At 72.4% G+C, this 15,983-nt stretch carries 12 protein-coding genes; 3 read left to right on the top strand and 9 right to left on the bottom strand.

Features of this window, described 5'->3' with window-relative positions; translation table 11 throughout:
• Positions 1-82 precede the first annotated feature (82 nt).
• Complete coding sequence (gene nirD, locus EJC77_RS04935; RefSeq protein ID WP_125610465.1) at positions 83-451, top strand: nitrite reductase small subunit NirD; 369 nt, start codon at positions 83-85, stop codon at positions 449-451.
• On the opposite strand, the gene EJC77_RS04930 is transcribed toward nirD, so the two are convergent.
• Together EJC77_RS04930 and EJC77_RS04925 are read right to left on the bottom strand one after the other, a co-directional pair.
• Positions 406-2,223, bottom strand: a complete 1,818-nt coding sequence (locus EJC77_RS04930; protein WP_125610464.1) for a phospho-sugar mutase — start codon at positions 2,221-2,223, stop codon at positions 406-408. The two genes, nirD and EJC77_RS04930, sit on opposite strands and share 46 nt — an antisense overlap.
• A gap of 8 nt (positions 2,224-2,231) precedes the next feature.
• The gene (locus tag EJC77_RS04925; RefSeq protein WP_240629781.1) at positions 2,232-3,074 is read right to left on the bottom strand and encodes a purine-nucleoside phosphorylase; all 843 of its coding nucleotides are present in this window, start codon (positions 3,072-3,074) and stop codon (positions 2,232-2,234) included.
• Between the two features lie 55 nt (positions 3,075-3,129).
• Here EJC77_RS04925 and EJC77_RS04920 point away from each other — a divergent pair, with 55 nt between their 5' ends.
• Positions 3,130-4,551: an NAD(P)H-quinone dehydrogenase gene (locus tag EJC77_RS04920; protein ID WP_276309046.1), complete on the top strand. Its 1,422-nt coding sequence runs from the start codon at positions 3,130-3,132 to the stop codon at positions 4,549-4,551.
• A 95-nt stretch (positions 4,552-4,646) separates the two neighbouring features.
• On the opposite strand, the gene EJC77_RS04915 is transcribed toward EJC77_RS04920, so the two are convergent.
• From EJC77_RS04915 to EJC77_RS04905, 3 genes are read right to left on the bottom strand one after another with little or no spacing between them, the layout of a single operon-like run.
• Positions 4,647-6,224 carry an FAD-dependent oxidoreductase gene (locus EJC77_RS04915; RefSeq protein WP_125610462.1) on the bottom strand — a complete coding sequence of 526 codons (1,578 nt, stop codon included), beginning with the start codon at positions 6,222-6,224 and terminating at the stop codon, positions 4,647-4,649.
• The gene (locus tag EJC77_RS04910) at positions 6,221-8,350 is read right to left on the bottom strand and encodes a molybdopterin oxidoreductase family protein (protein ID WP_125610461.1); all 2,130 of its coding nucleotides are present in this window, start codon (positions 8,348-8,350) and stop codon (positions 6,221-6,223) included. The genes EJC77_RS04915 and EJC77_RS04910 overlap by 4 nt, the downstream gene beginning before the upstream one ends.
• Positions 8,350-9,732 (bottom strand): MFS transporter, encoded by a 1,383-nt coding sequence (locus tag EJC77_RS04905; RefSeq protein ID WP_125610460.1) that lies wholly within the window; start codon positions 9,730-9,732, stop codon positions 8,350-8,352. The genes EJC77_RS04910 and EJC77_RS04905 overlap by 1 nt, the downstream gene beginning before the upstream one ends.
• A gap of 277 nt (positions 9,733-10,009) precedes the next feature.
• Between EJC77_RS04905 and EJC77_RS04900 the strand changes: the two genes are divergently transcribed.
• Positions 10,010-11,419, top strand: coding sequence for an MFS transporter (locus tag EJC77_RS04900; protein ID WP_125610459.1), 1,410 nt, complete (start codon positions 10,010-10,012; stop codon positions 11,417-11,419).
• Positions 11,420-11,497: 78 nt separating this feature from the next.
• Here EJC77_RS04900 and EJC77_RS04895 read toward each other — a convergent pair whose 3' ends face one another.
• From EJC77_RS04895 to EJC77_RS04880, 4 genes are all read right to left on the bottom strand, one after another.
• Positions 11,498-13,288: an acetyl/propionyl/methylcrotonyl-CoA carboxylase subunit alpha gene (locus tag EJC77_RS04895; protein ID WP_125610458.1), complete on the bottom strand. Its 1,791-nt coding sequence runs from the start codon at positions 13,286-13,288 to the stop codon at positions 11,498-11,500.
• Between the two features lie 121 nt (positions 13,289-13,409).
• Positions 13,410-14,045: an RraA family protein gene (locus EJC77_RS04890; protein WP_125610457.1), complete on the bottom strand. Its 636-nt coding sequence runs from the start codon at positions 14,043-14,045 to the stop codon at positions 13,410-13,412.
• Positions 14,046-14,149: 104 nt separating this feature from the next.
• The gene (locus EJC77_RS04885; RefSeq protein WP_125610456.1) at positions 14,150-14,731 is read right to left on the bottom strand and encodes a TetR/AcrR family transcriptional regulator; all 582 of its coding nucleotides are present in this window, start codon (positions 14,729-14,731) and stop codon (positions 14,150-14,152) included.
• A 67-nt stretch (positions 14,732-14,798) separates the two neighbouring features.
• Positions 14,799-15,968, bottom strand: coding sequence for a pyridoxal phosphate-dependent aminotransferase (locus EJC77_RS04880; RefSeq protein WP_125610455.1), 1,170 nt, complete (start codon positions 15,966-15,968; stop codon positions 14,799-14,801).
• Positions 15,969-15,983 lie beyond the last annotated feature (15 nt).

Here is a 15,983-nt window from a genome sequence, read left to right as displayed (position 1 = left end):
GCGGAAACACGGCGTGCGTAGCGTGGCCGGTGTTCATGAAAACCGTTCGTGAAGGTTCAACCACCGTCGAAGGGAAGCCGCCATGCAGGCACTCGCCATCCAATCACCGCACGCCGCCGCGACGGATGCGCCCCGCTGGCACCGTGTCTGCCGGCTCGCCGAGCTGACCGACTCGTGGGGCGAGGCGGCACTCGTCGGCGGCCGCCAGGTCGCCCTGTTCCGGGTGGGGGCCGACGACGTGTTCGCCGTCGCCCAGGCCGATCCGGCGACGCACGCGCACGTCATGGCGCGTGGCATCGTCGGTTCCCGCGGCCACGCGCCCACCATCGCGTCCCCGCTGCACAAGGAGGTGTACAACCTGGCCACGGGGGAGTGCTTCGGCGCCCCGGACCTGGCGCTGGGCACCTACCGGGTGCGCGTCGTGGACGGCGTCGTCGAGGTCGCGCTCTGACCCGGACGGCCTCGCGCTGCTCGCAAGTCCCCGGCCCCACCCAGGGCGGCGCGCACATCGGCCGCGACGGCGGCCAGTTGGCGCTGCGCCTCCGCCTTGGCAGCCGGCAGCCCGGCCCGGGACGCCACGGGGACCACGACCTCCAGGTAGCACTTGAGCTTGGGCTCGGTGCCGCTGGGCCGGACGATGACCCGGGCGCCATGGGCGCTCTCGTACAGCAAGCCATCGGTGGGCGGCAACGCGTCCGATCCCGCCGACAGATCGGTGAACCGTGCGATGGGCGCCCCGTCCAGCGACGCCGGGCCGGCCCGGCGCAGCCGCGACATCAGGGTGCCGAGGACGTCCAAGCCGGCCACCCGCACGCTGAGCGGCTCGCCCGCGTGCAGGCCGTGGGCCAGCGCCAGGTCGTCCAGCACGTCGAACAGCGTGCGGCCGCAGGCCTTCAATTCGGCGGCCAGCTCGGCCACGAGCAGCCCGGCGGACATGCCGTCCTTGTCCCGGACCAGCTCGGGCGCCACGCAGTAGCCCAGCGCCTCCTCGTACCCGAACGCCAGCCCCGGCACGCGTGAGATCCACTTGAACCCGGTCAGCGTCTGCGCGTGCGCGATCCCGCGCGCCGCGGCGACCTTGCCCAGCAGCCGCGAGGACACGATCGAGTTCGCGAACACGGCGCCCGGCTGCGCCGACACCCGGGCCGAGGCGGCGAGGTGCACGCCCAGCAGCGCGCCCACCTCGTCGCCGCGCAGCACCCGCCAGGCGCCCGTCGCCGGGTCGCAGGCGGCCACGGCGACGCGGTCCGCGTCGGGGTCGTTGGCCAGCACGATGTCCGCCCCTACCTCGGCGGCCAGCGCCAGGGCCAGATCCAGCGCGCCGGGCTCCTCCGGGTTGGGGAATGCGACGGTGGGGAAGTCGGGGTCGGGATCGGCCTGTGCGGGCACCACCGCCACGTCCGTGAAACCGGCCGCGCGCAGGATGGCCGGTGCGGTCTCGCCGCCCACCCCGTGCATGGACGTGTGCACGATCCGCAGGTCCCGGGCCGGATGCGCGGCCCGGTCGGCCAGGCGGACGACGGCGGCCCGGTAGTCCGCGACCAGGTCGCCGCCCACTACGGTCCAGCCGTCCGCGGCCAGCGCAATGGCGGAGACGTCGCCGGCGCTCGCCGTGTCCGACACGGCCGCGATGTGTGCGGCGATGGCGGAATCGTGCGGGGCGACGATCTGCACGCCGCGGGCCGCGTCTTCCACGGCCCGCCCGCCCAGGTACACCTTGTAGCCGTTGTCGGCCGGCGGGTTGTGGCTGGCCGTGACCATGACGCCGGCCTCACAGCCGAGCGCCCGCACCGCGTAGGCCAGCACCGGTGTGGGCAGCGCGGCCGACAGCAGGAACGTCTCGATCCCGGCGGCCGTGAAGATGGCCGCGCTCTCCCGCGCGAACACGTCCGAATTGTGCCGTGCGTCGTACCCGACCACCGCCCGCGGCACGTAGGAGGCGCCGCCGTCGTCCGCTGCCGCCAACGCCCAAAGGTGAGCCGCCACGCCCGCGGCGGCCCGGCGCACGACCACCCGGTTCATCCGGTGCGGGCCCGGACCCAGCGCTGCGCGCAGCCCGGCCGTGCCGAACGCCAGGGGCCCGGCAAAACTGTCGGCCAGCTCCGCGGCGGCCGCCGCGTGGCCGGACTGCGCGGCCCCGACGAGGGCGCGCAGCGCGGCCGCGGTGGCCGGGTCCGGGTCGTTGGCCGCCCACTGCCGGGCTGTTTCGTGAACGTCCGTCATGGCATGCCCTACAGTTTCGCGATGATGTCGGCGAGCAGGCGGGAGATGCGCGGCCCGGCCGCCTGCCCGGCCTCGAGGACCTCGGCGTGGCTGAGCGGGACGGGGCTGATGCCGGCGGCCAGGTTCGTCACGAGCGAGATGCCGAACACCTCCATGCCGGTGTGCCGGGCCGCAATGGCCTCCAACGCCGTGGACATGCCGACCAGGTCCGCGCCGATCCGCTTTGCGTACCGGACCTCGGCGGGGGTTTCGTAGTGCGGGCCGGTGAACTGCGCGTACACGCCCTCGGCCAGGGTCGGGTCGATGCCGCGGGCCAGGGTGCGCAGCCGGGACGAGTACAGGTCGGTGAGGTCCACGAACGTGGCGCCCTCCAGCGGGGATGCGGCCGTCAGGTTGATGTGGTCGCTGATGAGCACGGGCGTGCCGGGCGTCCAGTCCGGGTTCAACCCGCCGCAGCCGTTCGTGAGTACGAGCGTCTTCGCGCCGGCGGCGGCGGCGGTGCGCACCCCGTGGACCACGGCGCGCACCCCCTTGCCCTCGTAGTAGTGGGTGCGCGCGCCGAGCACCAGGGCGTGCTTGCCGCCGGCGGTCAGCACGGACCGGATCGTGCCGACGTGGCCGGCCACGGCGGGGGCAGCGAAGCCGGGGATGCCGGCGGCGTCCAGGGTGGCCGTCGTCTCGCCGATCAGCTCGGCCGCCGCGCCCCAGCCGGAGCCCAACACCAGGGCGATGTCGTGCGCGGCCACGCCGGTGGCCCCGGCGATGTGCGCGGCCGCGGTGCCGGCCAGCTCGAAGGGGTCGGCCGCGCCCTGTCCGGCGGGCATGTCACTGGTGTCGGGCAAAGAGTTCATTGGACCAACGTAGCGGGTTGGAGCCGCGCGGTGCGATAGGCGAGAATGTTCAATTGTGACGACCCAACAGGAACTTTCCAACTCCCTCGCCGTACCCAGCCTTGCGATCCTCGGCGGCGGCCCCGGCGGCTACGAGGCCGCCATGGTCGCCGCCTCCCTCGGCTCGCGGGTGACGATCATCGAGCGGGCCGGACTGGGCGGTTCGGCCGTGCTCAGCGACGTGGTCCCGTCCAAGACGCTCATCGCCACGGCGGACGCCATGACCCGCAGCCTGGACCTGGCCGAGCTGGGCGTCCACTTCAGCGCCGGCGAGGGCCAGCCGCTCATGCACGCGGACCTGAAGATGGTCAACGAGCGCCTGCTCGGCCTGGCCCGGGACCAGTCGGCGGACATCCGCGAGGGCCTCGAGCGCATGGGCGTGCGCATCATCATCGGCCACGGGACCCTGCTGGACAACCACACCATCGACGTGGACCGCGGCGAGACGCGGGAGATCGTCAGGGCCGATGCCATCCTGGTGTCCGTCGGCGCGCACCCGCGCGAACTCGCCACGGCCCAGCCGGACGGCGAACGCATCCTGAACTGGGCGCAGATCTACGACCTGAAGGAACTGCCCCGGGAGCTGATCGTCGTCGGCTCCGGGGTCACCGGCGCGGAGTTCGCCTCCGCCTACAACGGCCTGGGCTCGAAGGTCACGCTCATCTCCAGCCGCGACCAGGTGCTGCCCGGCGAGGACTCCGACGCCGCCGCCGTCCTCGAGGGCGTGTTTGAACGGCGCGGCATGACGGTGCTGGCGCGTTCGCGGGCACAGTCGGTGGAACGCACGGACGACGGCGTCGTCGTCACCCTGGGCGATGGGCGCCGGGTCGCCGGCACGCATTGCCTGGTCTGCGTGGGCTCCATCCCGAACACGACGAACCTGGGGCTGGAGGCTGCCGGCGTCGACCTGACGCCCAGCGGCCACATCAAGGTCGACGGCGTCTCCCGCACCAGCGCGCCGAACGTCTACGCCGCCGGCGACTGCACCGGCGTGCTGGCACTGGCGTCCGTGGCGGCCATGCAGGGCCGCATCGCCGTGGCGCACCTGCTCGGCGACCGCGTCCAGCCGCTGATCCTGAACCGGGTGTCATCGAACATCTTCACGTCCCCGGAGATCGCGTCCGTCGGCGTGTCCGAGGCCGACCTGGCGGCCGGCCGGTACCAGGGCGACGTGGTGAAGCTGTCCCTGCACACGAACGCCCGGGCGAAGATGCGCAACTTCAAGGACGGGTTCGTCAAGATCATCGCCCGCAAGGGCTCGGGCACGGTGATCGGTGGGGTGGTGGTCGGCGCGGGCGCGTCCGAGCTGATCTTCCCGATCGCCATGGCCGTGACACAGAACCTGCATGTCGACGACGTGGCCAACACGTTCACCGTCTACCCGTCGCTGTCCGGGTCCATCTCCGAGGCCGCCCGCCGCCTGCACGTGCACATGTAGGCCACGCGCGAGCCCGTGGAAACCCATAACGCGCCGAGGTAGCGTCAAACCGCCGACGGGGTCGGCATATGTTCCGCTACTTCGACGCGATGACGCTACCTCGGCGCAACGGCCGGCTGGAAGTGCGCCTCGATCCGGGCCCGGATGTCGCCGTGGCAGCCGCCGCAGCCGGTGCCCGCCCGGGTCCGGGCCGCCACGTCCGCCACGCTGGCACAGCCGTCGGCGACGGCGGCGTCGATCGCCGCGCCGCCGACCCCGGCGCACCGGCACACGGTGCGGGCCGGATCCGCGGCGCCGGCGGTCGCCGCACCGGCCGGCGGCCGGTCCGGCCCGTCCAGGCGCAGCAGCACCGACCGGTCCGCCGGCAGTTCCGCGCCGCGCTCGTACAGCAACACCAGTTCGGCGGCCGTGCGCGGCAGGCCCACGCACACCAACCCGGCCAGCACGCCGCCGCGCGTCACCATCTTGACGTAGCGCCCGTGCTCGGGGTCGGCCCACTGGCTGACCCGGAGCGGGCCACCGTCGAGACAGGCGTCGTCGAACGGGCCGGCCGTGACGTCCCCGGCCGCCGCCACGTCCACGCCGCGCGCCTTCAAGAGCATGACCGGTGCCGGCTCGGCCGGCAACGCCTGCACGGATGACACCGGGCGCAGCAGCCGCGCGGCCAGGTGCTCGGCCTGCCGCCAGCCGGGCCCGATCAGCCCGGAGGGGCTCGGCGCGGCGGCACATTCGGCGCAGCCGGCCGCCAGGCACCGGATCTCTGCGCAGTCGCCGATCGCAAACACGTCCTCGTCGTGGTGGGCGGCCAGCCCGTGGTCGACGAGGATGCCGCGGTCGGTGGCCAGGCCCGCTCCCTCGGCCAGTTCGATGCGCGGGCGCACGCCGCAGGAGAGCAGCAGCAGGTCGCCGGGGATCTCCTGTCCGTCGTCGAGTTTCAGGGCCGCGAACGACGCCGTCCCGTCACCGCTGGCGCGCAGCGTCACCGCAGTGGAGCGGGCGTCCGCGACGATTCGCACCCCGCGGGCGCGCAACGTGGCGGACAGGACGTGCCCGGCGCCGGCGTCGATGCTGCGGGCCAGCGTGTGCGGCCCGTGGTGGACGATCGTGACCTCGGCGCCCTCGTCCGCGGCGGCCAGCGCCGCCTCCAGGCCCAGGATGCCGCCGCCGAGCACGACGATGCGGTGCCCGCCCGTGACGGCGCGGCGCAGCACCGCCGCGTCGGCGACGTCGCGCAACGCGATGACGCCGGCCGGCAGCCCGGGGTCGGTGTGCGGGTCCGGGTTGAGCCCATGCAGGTTCGGCACGACGGCGCGGGCGCCGGTCGCGAACACCAGCCGGTCGTAGCCCACCGCCGTCCCGTCCTCGAGCCGGACCAGCTTCCGGGCCCGGTCCACGTGCCGCACCGCCGTGCGGAGCCGGACGTCGACGCCGGCCGCGGCCAGCTCGGCGGGCTCGGCCAGCATCATGGCGTCGACGGTGGTGCGCCCGACGCCGAGATCGGCCACGAGCACACGGTTGTACGCGGCGTGCGCTTCCTCGCCGAGCACGGTCAACGCCAGCCGCCCGGCACGCACGGCGGGCAGCAGTTCGTCCACGAGGCGGGCGGCGACCGGGCCGAAGCCGACCACGACGATGCGCGGCACCCGCCCATCGATCACGCGTCGATCGGTCATGAGGCCTCCGGGAATCGGGCGGTGGCCGTGTCCGGTACCGCGTCGGCGGTCACCGTGACGGCGCTCGTCTTGAACTCCGGCATGCCGGAGACCGGGTCCGTGGCGGCGGACGTGAGCGCGTTCGCGTTCTGCCCGCCGGGGAAATGGAAGGGCAGGAACACGGTATCCGAACGGATCGAGGTGCTGTATTCGGCGGTGCACCGCACCGTGCCGCGGTCGTTCGCGACCGTGACGGGGCCGCCGTCGTCAATGCCGTGCGCGGCGGCGGCGACCGGATGGATGAGCAGCCGGGGTGCCGGCACGGCCGCGGCCAGCTCCGGCACCCGCCGGGTCTGGGCCCCGGACTGGTAATGCTCCAGCAGGCGCCCCGTGGCCAGGACGAGCGTGCCGGCCTTGAACAGCGCGTCCCGTCCCGTGGCGGCGGGGGAGACGGGCACCAGCACGGCGCGGCCGTCCGGGTGGGCGAACCGGTCCCGGAACAGCCGAGGTGTGCCCGCGCTCCCGGCCGGGTATGGCCAGTACGCCGCGGCCCCGGTGTCCAGCAGTTCGTAGTCGATGCCGGAGTAGTCGGCCAGGCCGCCGGCGGAGGCCGCACGCAGCTCCGTGAACACCGTCTGCGGGTCGGCGCTGAACGTGGACGGGGCGTCCAGCCGGCGGGCCAGTTCTGCCATGATCCACAGCTCGGACCGGGCCCCGGGCGGGGGAGCGACGGCGGCGCGGCGGCGCAGCACCCGGCCCTCCAGGTTCGTGACCGTGCCGTCCTCCTCGGCCCACTGCAGCACCGGCAGCACCACATCGGCCAGGGCCGCGGTCTCGGAGAGCACGAAGTCGGCGACCACCAGGCAGTCAAGCCGTCCCAGCCCCTCCACCACCCGGGTCGAGTCCGGCGCGGACACGGCGACGTTCGCGCCGTGCACGAACAGCGTGCGCACCCCGCCGGGCCGGCCCAGCGAGGCCAGCAGCTCCACGGCGGGCAGCCCGGGGCCCGGGATCGCGGACTCGGCCACGCCCCAGACGGCGGCGACGTGGGCCCGGGCGGCGGGGTCGGTGATCTTGCGGTAGCCGGGCAGCTGGTCGGCCTTCTGCCCGTGCTCGCGCCCGCCCTGCCCGTTGCCCTGCCCGGTCAGGGTGCCGTAGCCGCACCCGGGCGTCCCCGGCAGGCCCAGCAGCAGGGCCAGGTTGATGGCGGCCGTGGCCGTGGCCGTGCCGTCCGTGTGCTGCTCCACGCCGCGGCCGGAAAGGATGTAGGCGCCGCCCGTGCGGGCCGCCTCGGCCAGCAGGTGGGCGGTCCGCCGAAGCTGCGCCGCCGGGACGCCCGTGACCGACTGGACGCGTTCGGGCCACCACGGCGCCACGCTGCGGGCCAGGGCGCCGTAGCCGGTGGTGCGCTCCCGGACGTAGGCGGTGTCGGCCAGGCCGTCGTGGATCACGATGTGGCACAGCCCCAGCAGCAGGGCCAGGTCGGTGGCCGGGGCGGGTTGCAGGTGGAGGCCGGCGCCGTCGGCCGTGAAGTCCGCGGTCGCGGTGCGGCGCGGGTCCACCACGATGAGCCCGCCGGCATCGCGGGCGCCCTGCAAATGCGTCACGAACGGCGGCATGGTCTCGGCCACATTGGAGCCCAGCAGCAGGATGGCCCGGGCCGCGTCCAGGTCCGTGACGGGGAACGGCAACCCCCGGTCCACGCCGAACGCCCGGTTGCCGGCGGCCGCCGCGGACGCCATGCAGAACCGCCCGTTGTAGTCGATGCGCGAGGTGCCCAGTGCCAGCCGGGCGAACTTGCCCAGCTGGTACGCCTTCTCGTTCGTCAGCCCGCCGCCGCCGAAAACCCCCACCGCGTCCGCCCCGTATTGCGCGCCCGTGCGGCGCACCCTCCCGGCCACGACGTCCAGTGCCACGTCCCAGCCCACCGGGCGAAGCACGCCGTCGTCCATCCGCAGCAGCGGGGCGGTGAGCCGCTCCGGGTGTCCCAGCAGCGCCGCCGCCGTCCAGCCCTTCCGGCACAGCCCGCCACGGTTCGTGGGGAAGTCGCGCGGGGCGATCCGCACGGCGCCGTCCGATTCCGTGACCGTCATGGCGCATTGCAGCGCGCAGTAGGGGCAGTGTGTCGGTGTCGTCTGGCTGGGCATCACACGCCGCCCAGTGACGTGGACGACGACGGCCGCAGGTAAGCGCCCCACGTCACCGCCATGAGCACCAGGTACCCGGCCACGAAGCCCAGGAACGCGGGGCCGTACCCGCCGGTGGCGAGCCGGGAGGCGTTGAGCACCTGGGGGACGACGAACCCGCCGTAGGCGCCGATGGCGGAGATGATGCCGAGCGCGGCGGCGGCCAGCCGGCCCGCGCCGATCTGCGCGTCCCCGTTTGCCTTGCCGGATGCCCGCAGGGCGAACACGGCCGGGATCATGCGGTACGTGGAGCCGTTGCCGGCCCCGGCCGCGGCGAAGAGGACCAGGAACAGGCCCAGGAACAGCCAGACGTTGTGCAGCGGCAGCGTCCACAGCTGGGCCAGGGCCGTCGCGGCCAGCACGGCGAAGCAGGCGACCGTGACGCGGGCCCCGCCCCAGCGGTCCGCCAGCCGGCCGCCGTAGGGGCGGGCGAGGGAGCCGGTCAGGGCGCCGAGGAACGCCAGCGAGATCGTGGCGGCGCCGAGGTGGAAGCCGGTGGATGGCCCGAACGTGTCCGCCAGCAGCTTCGGGAATACGGCCGAAAAGCCGATGAACGATCCAAACGTGCCCACGTAGAGCAGCGCCAGGATCCACAGGTGCGGTTCGCGCACGGCCGCGAGGGACCCGGCGAGGTCGGATTTCGCGCTGGACAGGTTGTCCATGTACTTCCATGCGCCCCAGGCCGCGGCCAGGATGAGCGGGATCCAGATCAGCCCGGCCAGCGGCAGGTGCAGCGCCCCGGCGCCGAGCAGGGTCACCACGACGGGGACGACGAATTGGGCGACGGCGGCGCCCAGGTTGCCGCCGGCGGCGTTCAGCCCCAGCGCCCACCCCTTCTCCCGGGCCGGGAAGAAGTAGGTGATGTTGGCCATGGAACTGGCGAAGTTGCCGCCGCCGAGCCCGGCCAGGGCCGACACGGCCACCATGACACCGAAGGGGGTGGCCGGGTTGCCGACGCAGACGGCCAGCCCCACGGCCGGGAGCAGGAGGAGCAGCGCCGAGACGATGGTCCAGTTGCGCCCGCCGAACCGGGCCACCATGAACGTGTACGGGATGCGCAGCGTGGCGCCGACCAGCGACGGCAGCGAGATCAGCCAGAACAGTTGCGAGGGCGTGTAGTGGAACCCGGCCGCGGGCAGGAACACGACGACGATCGACCACAGCTGCCAGACCACGAAGCCGAGGAACTCGCAGGCGATGGACCAGGCCAGGTTGCGCCGGGCGATCGTGCGGCCGGCCGCCTCCCACTGCGCCGTGTCCTCGGCGTCCCAGTGGTCCAGCCAGCGGCCGGCCCGGGCGGCGGGAAGTGTGGTGTCCGGTCCTGCGATTCTGTCAACGCTCATCGGTACCTCCAGGGTGCGGGGGATCTTGGCTGCCTTCAACGCTAGGATGCGGCCGTTTCCGGCAGTCGCGCGCGGTGTAAACGGGCTGTGACATTTGCCTGACCTTGCGTCCGCGACCCGGTGAGGCGATGGAAATCACAGCGGACTTGAGTCCGGATGGTGAGATTTTGAGTCCGTCACGTGGACGGATTCGCGTAGGATTGGCGGGAAATCACTCACTCCGTGGACCGGGCCGCGGCTGCGCCGTGCCCGGCCACCAGCCTAGAAAGTCGCATCCATGAGCACCCCCGCGGCAACCGACAGCGTTGCCATTCCACAAGCCAACTCGCGCGGACGGGTGGTCGTCGCCAGTCTCATCGGCACGACCATCGAGTTCTACGACTTCTATGTCTACGCCACCGCCGCCGTGCTGGTCTTCCCGGCCCTGTTCTTCCCGAACGCCGACGCCACCACGCAGCTGCTGAGCTCGTTCGCGATCTTCGGCGTGGCGTTCGTCGCCCGCCCGCTCGGCTCGATCGTCTTCGGCCACTTCGGCGACCGGATCGGCCGCAAGGGCACGCTCGTCGCGTCGCTGCTGACCATGGGCATCGCCACGTTCCTGATCGGCGTCCTGCCCACCGCGCAGGTGCCCGGGTGGTCGTTCTGGGCGCCGGCGCTGCTGGTGTTGCTGCGTTTCGCGCAGGGCCTGGCGCTTGGCGGCGAGTGGAGCGGCGCCGCGCTGCTGGCCACCGAGAACGCCCCGGCCAACAAGCGCGCCATCTACGGCACGTTCCCGCAGATGGGCGCCCCGATCGGGTTCATCGTGGCCAACGGGCTGTTCCTCATCCTGAACCTGACCCTGACCCCGGCACAGTTCTCCGCGTGGGGCTGGCGCCTGCCGTTCCTGCTGTCCGCCGTCATGGTGATCATCGGCCTGTGGGTGCGCCTGAAACTGGTGGAGACCCCGGCGTTCCAGAAGGTCATCGACGCCGGCGAGGTGTCCAAGCTGCCGCTGGGCCGCGTGTTCAAGACGAGCTGGCGTCCGCTGATCCTGGGCACGTTCATCATGCTGGCCACGTACGTGCTGTTCTACCTGATGACCACGTTCACACTGACGTTCGGCACCGCACCGGCCACGATCGAGGCCGCGAAGAAGGCCGCCGCGGCCAAGGGCAAGCCGATGTCGGCATCCGCCATCGAGGCGTGGGTCCCGGGCCTGGGCTACGGCCGCAACGAGTTCCTGGTCATGCTGATCATCGGTGTGGTGTTCTTCGGCGTGTTCACGCTGGTGGCCGGGCCGCTGGCGGAGAAATTCGGCCGGCGCAAGATGCTCCTGTGGACCACGATCGGCATCATCGTGTTCGGTTTCACCTTCGTGCCGCTGTTCGCCGGTGGCACGGCGGGCGTCCTGGGCCTGCTGGTGGTGGGCTTCATCCTGATGGGCCTCACGTTCGGGCCGATGGGAGCGCTGCTACCGGAGCTGTTCCCGACGAACGTCCGGTACACCGGGTCCGCGATCAGCTACAACCTCGCCAGCATCCTGGGCGCGGCCGTGGCCCCGTTCATCGCCGTCGCGCTGTGGCAGTCCGCGAACGGCAGCCCGGTCCTGGTCGGCGTGTACCTGTCCGCCATGGCGGTGCTGACGCTCATCGCCCTGGTCCTGATGAGGGAGACCAAGGACCTGGACTACGACGCCAACGTGAGCTGACCGGATCGGTGGTCGAGCCGGATCGGTGGTCGAGCCTGTCGAGACCCGCGGTCTCGACAGGCTCGACCACCGGAGGGCTCAGTCCTCGATCGTGGCGAGCACGGCCCCGGCGGCGACCGTGTCACCGGCCACGGCGCTCAGGCCCATGATGGTGCCGGAGCGGTGCGCCGTCAGCGGCTGCTCCATCTTCATGGCCTCGAGCACCACGATCAAATCGCCCTCGGCAACCGCATCGCCGTCGGCCACGGCCACCTTCACGATGGTGCCCTGCATGGGCGAGGCCAGCGAGTTGCCGTTCGCGGCGGCCTGGCCGCCGCTGCGGGCGCGCCCGGCCTTCTTCGCCTTCGCCTTGCCGGCCGGCCGGGCCGCGGCTGCCAGGGACGCGGGCAGCACCACCTCGAGGCGCTTGCCGCCCACCTCCACCGTCACGCGTCGGCGATCGTCGCCGTCGTCCGCGGCGGCCGCGGCATCGGCGACGTCGAACGGCGGGATCACGGTGGCGAACTCGGTCTCGATCCAGCGCGTGTGCACGCGGAACGGGGTGCCATCGGCGGGGGCGAACGCGGGATCGGCGACGACGGCGCGGTGGAACGGCAGGACGGTCGGCATGCCGCCGATCTCCATCTCGGACAGGGCGCGACGGGCCCGCTGGATGGCCTGCTCACGGGTGGCTCCGGTGACGATGAGCTTGGCCAGCATGGAGTCGAAGTTGCCGCCGATGACCTCGCCGGCCTCGATGCCGGAGTCGACGCGCACGCCGGGGCCGGCGGGCAGCTTCAGCGTGGACACCGTGCCGGGGGCGGGCATGAAGCCGCGGCCCGGGTCCTCGCCGTTGATGCGGAATTCCAGCGAGTGGCCGCGGATCGCGGGGTCGCCGTAGCCGAGCTCCTCGCCGCGGGCCAGCCGGAACTGCTCGCGGACCAGGTCCAGCCCGGCAACCTCCTCCGAGACCGGGTGCTCGACCTGCAGGCGCGTGTTGACCTCGAGGAAGGAGATGGTGCCGTCGGTGCCGACCAGGAACTCGCAGGTGCCGGCGCCGACGTAGCCGGCCTCCTTCAAGATCGCCTTGGATGCGGCGTACAGGCGGGCGTTCTGGTCCCCGGACAGGAACGGCGCCGGCGCCTCCTCGACCAGCTTCTGGTTGCGGCGCTGCAGCGAGCAGTCGCGGGTGGAGACGACGACGACGTTGCCGTGCGCGTCGGCCAGGCACTGGGTCTCGACGTGGCGCGGGGCGTCGAGGAAGCGTTCCACGAAGCACTCGCCGCGGCCGAACGCGGCCGTCGCCTCGCGGACGGCGGATTCGTACAGCTCCGGGATCTCGTCGCGCACGCGGGCGACCTTGATCCCGCGCCCGCCGCCGCCGTATGCGGCCTTGATGGCCAGCGGCAGGCCGAACTCGTCGGCGAAGGCGAGCACCTCCTCGGTGGATTCGACGGGGTTCTTCGTGCCGGGCACCAGCGGGGCGCCGACCTTCTCGGCGATGTGCCGGGCCTGGACCTTGTCGCCGAGCGAGGCGATGGCGGCCGGCGGCGGGCCGATCCAGACGAGCCCGGCGTCGATGACGCGCTGGGCGAAGTCGGCGTTCTCGGACAGGAAGCCGTAGCCGGGGTGGATGGCGTCGGCGCCGGACGCCTTCGCGGCCGCCAGGATCTTCTCGATGACCAGGTACGACTCGGCGGCGGTGTTCCCGCCCAGGGCGAACGCCTCGTCGGCCAGCCGGACGTGCAGGGCGTCGCGGTCGGGATCCGCGTAGACGGCAACGGAGGCGATGGCCTCGTCGCGGGCGGCACGGATGATGCGCACCGCGATTTCACCGCGATTGGCGATCAGGACTTTGGTGATCGCCGCGGCCGGCTGGGGGTTGGTCACAAATGGCTCCTTCTATTCTCCGCTCGAGCCTAGCGTGATTGGGAGGTTCCCGCCCAAACATCATGCCGTTTCGGCGTGTAATCGGGGGATCTTTTGTAGGAATCCTACAATCTGGCGTCGGCTAGGTTGACCGTCCCCGCATCGCGGCGACCTCGGCGTCCTTGCTGGCTTCCAGTTCCTCGATCTTGACCACCTCGGCCAACACCTCCGGGGCGCGTTCCACGGGGATGACGATCACGCCGTCGTCGTCGGCCACGACGATGTCCCCGGCATTGACGACCACCCCGCCGATCGCCACGGGTTCGCCGATGGTGCCCGGGCCGTGCTTGAACGGCCCGGCCGGGGTCAGCCCACGGGCAAAAACGGGGAAGCCGAGGTCCCTGATGATGGAGCGATCCCGGGCGTAGCCGTCGAGGACCGCGCCGGTCGCGCCGAAGTGCTCGAAGCGCTGGGCGAGGTTGTCGCCCATGATCGCCCGGCCATTGTACCCGAAGGCGTTGATCATGAGGATGTCGCCGGGGCGGATGTGCTCCAAGGCCTCGATGACGGCCAGGTTGTCGCCGGCGACGGTCAGTACCGGCAGGGCCGACCCGACGGCCCGGGCGCCCTCCCAGATCGGCTCGATGCCGCCGTCGACGATGCCGAGCCGGTCCATCGCGTCGCCGAGGTTCGCCACGGACCGGGTCCGGAAGGCGTCGAGCAGGGACGGGTCGGGGCGGGTCCAGTCGCCGCGGACCCGGATGTTTGCGGATGGCATGCCAGCCTCTTTCCTAAGTGAATGCATAGTCGCAAATGATATAGTATTCTCAAATTTTGGTGTCAAGTCTGCCCGGTCGGGTGCCCGCAGGCAAGAGGAGGGGCTCAGCCGCCGCGCGCCGCGGCCCATCCGCCCAGGGCGCCCCGGAGTGCGGCCAGCAGGCGCGTGCCGATCTGGTCTTCCGCCAGGTGCAGCGTGTCGCGCAGGTCGAAGATCTCGCGCGGGTCGAACAGGATGTTCCAGAGGAACATGGCCTCGCGGCCCAGGTGGGCGATGCCCAGCTCGTCGCAGGCCTCGGTCAGGGGGCGTTCGAGCGCTTCGGCCTGGATCGTCAGGTAGTAGGCGCCGGCGTCGAGGCGGGCCAGGTAGCCCTCGCCGGACCGGGTGTGGACCATGGCGCCGCCATGCCGTACCACCAAGGCGATCCACTTGCGGCTGACCGCGTCCAGCAGGTCGAGCCCGGAGGCGCTCTGCTTGACGCTGAAGTCGCGTAGCTTTTCACCCACGCCGAACCGGAACTCGGCCAGGACGTCCTCGACGCTGGCGAAGTGCCGGTAGGCGGTGGCGGGGGAGATCTCCGCCGCCTTGGCGAGGTCCGACATGCTGATGGGGGCCGTGGTGCCCGCGAAGAGCCTGCCCGCGGCCTTCACGAGCTGGCGGCGATTGCGTTGGGTGTCGCTGCGCATGGTCCGTCCCCCCTTGGGTGTCGTGTCCACCCTAACGCGTGGCGTGGCGACGATCGCGCGCATCGGCTCAGAGGGCCCGCAGGCCGGCGGCCAGGCGCTCGACCCCGGCCGCGATGGACGACGCCGGTGCCGCGTAGGACAGGCGGAGGTGGCCCTCGCCGTGGCGGCCGAACTCGCTGCCGGGGCGCACGGCCACGCCGAAGCCGCGCAGGTGCGCGACGAGGTCGGCGCTGCTGATGTCCGCCGCGTAGCGCGGGAACAGGTAGAACGCGCCCTCCGGGTTGCCGACGCTGAGGCGGGGGATGGCCGCCAGGCCCGCGCGCATGATGTCGCGGCGCTCGGCGTAGGCGGCGTGCATCCGTGCCACGTCGGGGGCGCCCGTTCGCAGCGCGGTCAGGGCAGCGACCTGCACGGCGGTGTTCACGGACCCGTTGAAGGTGTTGTGCATGCGGGCGGCTGCGCGGATCATGTCGGACGGGCCCCAGAGGTAGCCCACGCGCCAGCCCGTCATGGCATAGGTCTTGGAGAACGTCTGGCAGTAGACCGTCCGGCCCTCCAGGCCCGGCACGGACAGGGCGGAGGTGAACGGCTCGGCCGTGTAGACCAGGGCGCTGTACGCCTCATCCGAGAGCACAATCGTGTCCGTGCCGCTCAGCATGTCGGCCAGTGCCTCCAGTTCGGCACGCGTGTGCACGATGCCGGTCGGGTTCGACGGGTTGCAGAACACGAACAGCTTTGCCCCGGCCAGCGCCTCCGCCAGCCGCTCGAGGTCCCAGTGCAGGTCGGCGCCCAGCGGCACGGGCACGGTGACGCCGCCGGCGAGCGAGACCAGGTCCGCGTAGAGCGAGTAGGTCGGGTCGGGGATGGCGACGCGATCACCCGGGTTGATGATCGAGAGCATGGCCGCGGACAGCCCGGCCGTCCCGCCCTGGGTGATGAGGACGTCGGTGGCGAGGGTTTCCGTGGCACGGAGCCCTCCGATCACGCCGGCCAGCTCCTCGCGCAACGGCGCTTCCCCGAGCAGCGGCGAGTAGTGCGTGTAGCCCTCCTCGAGCGCCCGGGCCGCGGCCTCCCGCACCTGGACGGGCGTGTCGAACCCGGGTTCCCCCATGGCCAGGGACACCATGTCGCCGCTGGACTGTGGCTGCTGGACGCGCAGGGAGTTGCGTTCGACGCGGCGAACGGCGTCGGCCGCTTGGAACGGAAGGGCCGCGGGGGCGGGTTGGAGAGTGGTCATGTCGGTCCTGTCGAT

The sequence above is a fragment of the Specibacter cremeus genome, from assembly GCF_003946885.1.
In the GTDB taxonomy this organism is placed as follows: Bacteria; Actinomycetota; Actinomycetes; order Actinomycetales; family Micrococcaceae; genus Specibacter; species Specibacter cremeus.
The sequence above is the reverse complement of the archived record's forward strand: the minus strand, read 5'-3'. Positions and strand labels throughout refer to the sequence as shown.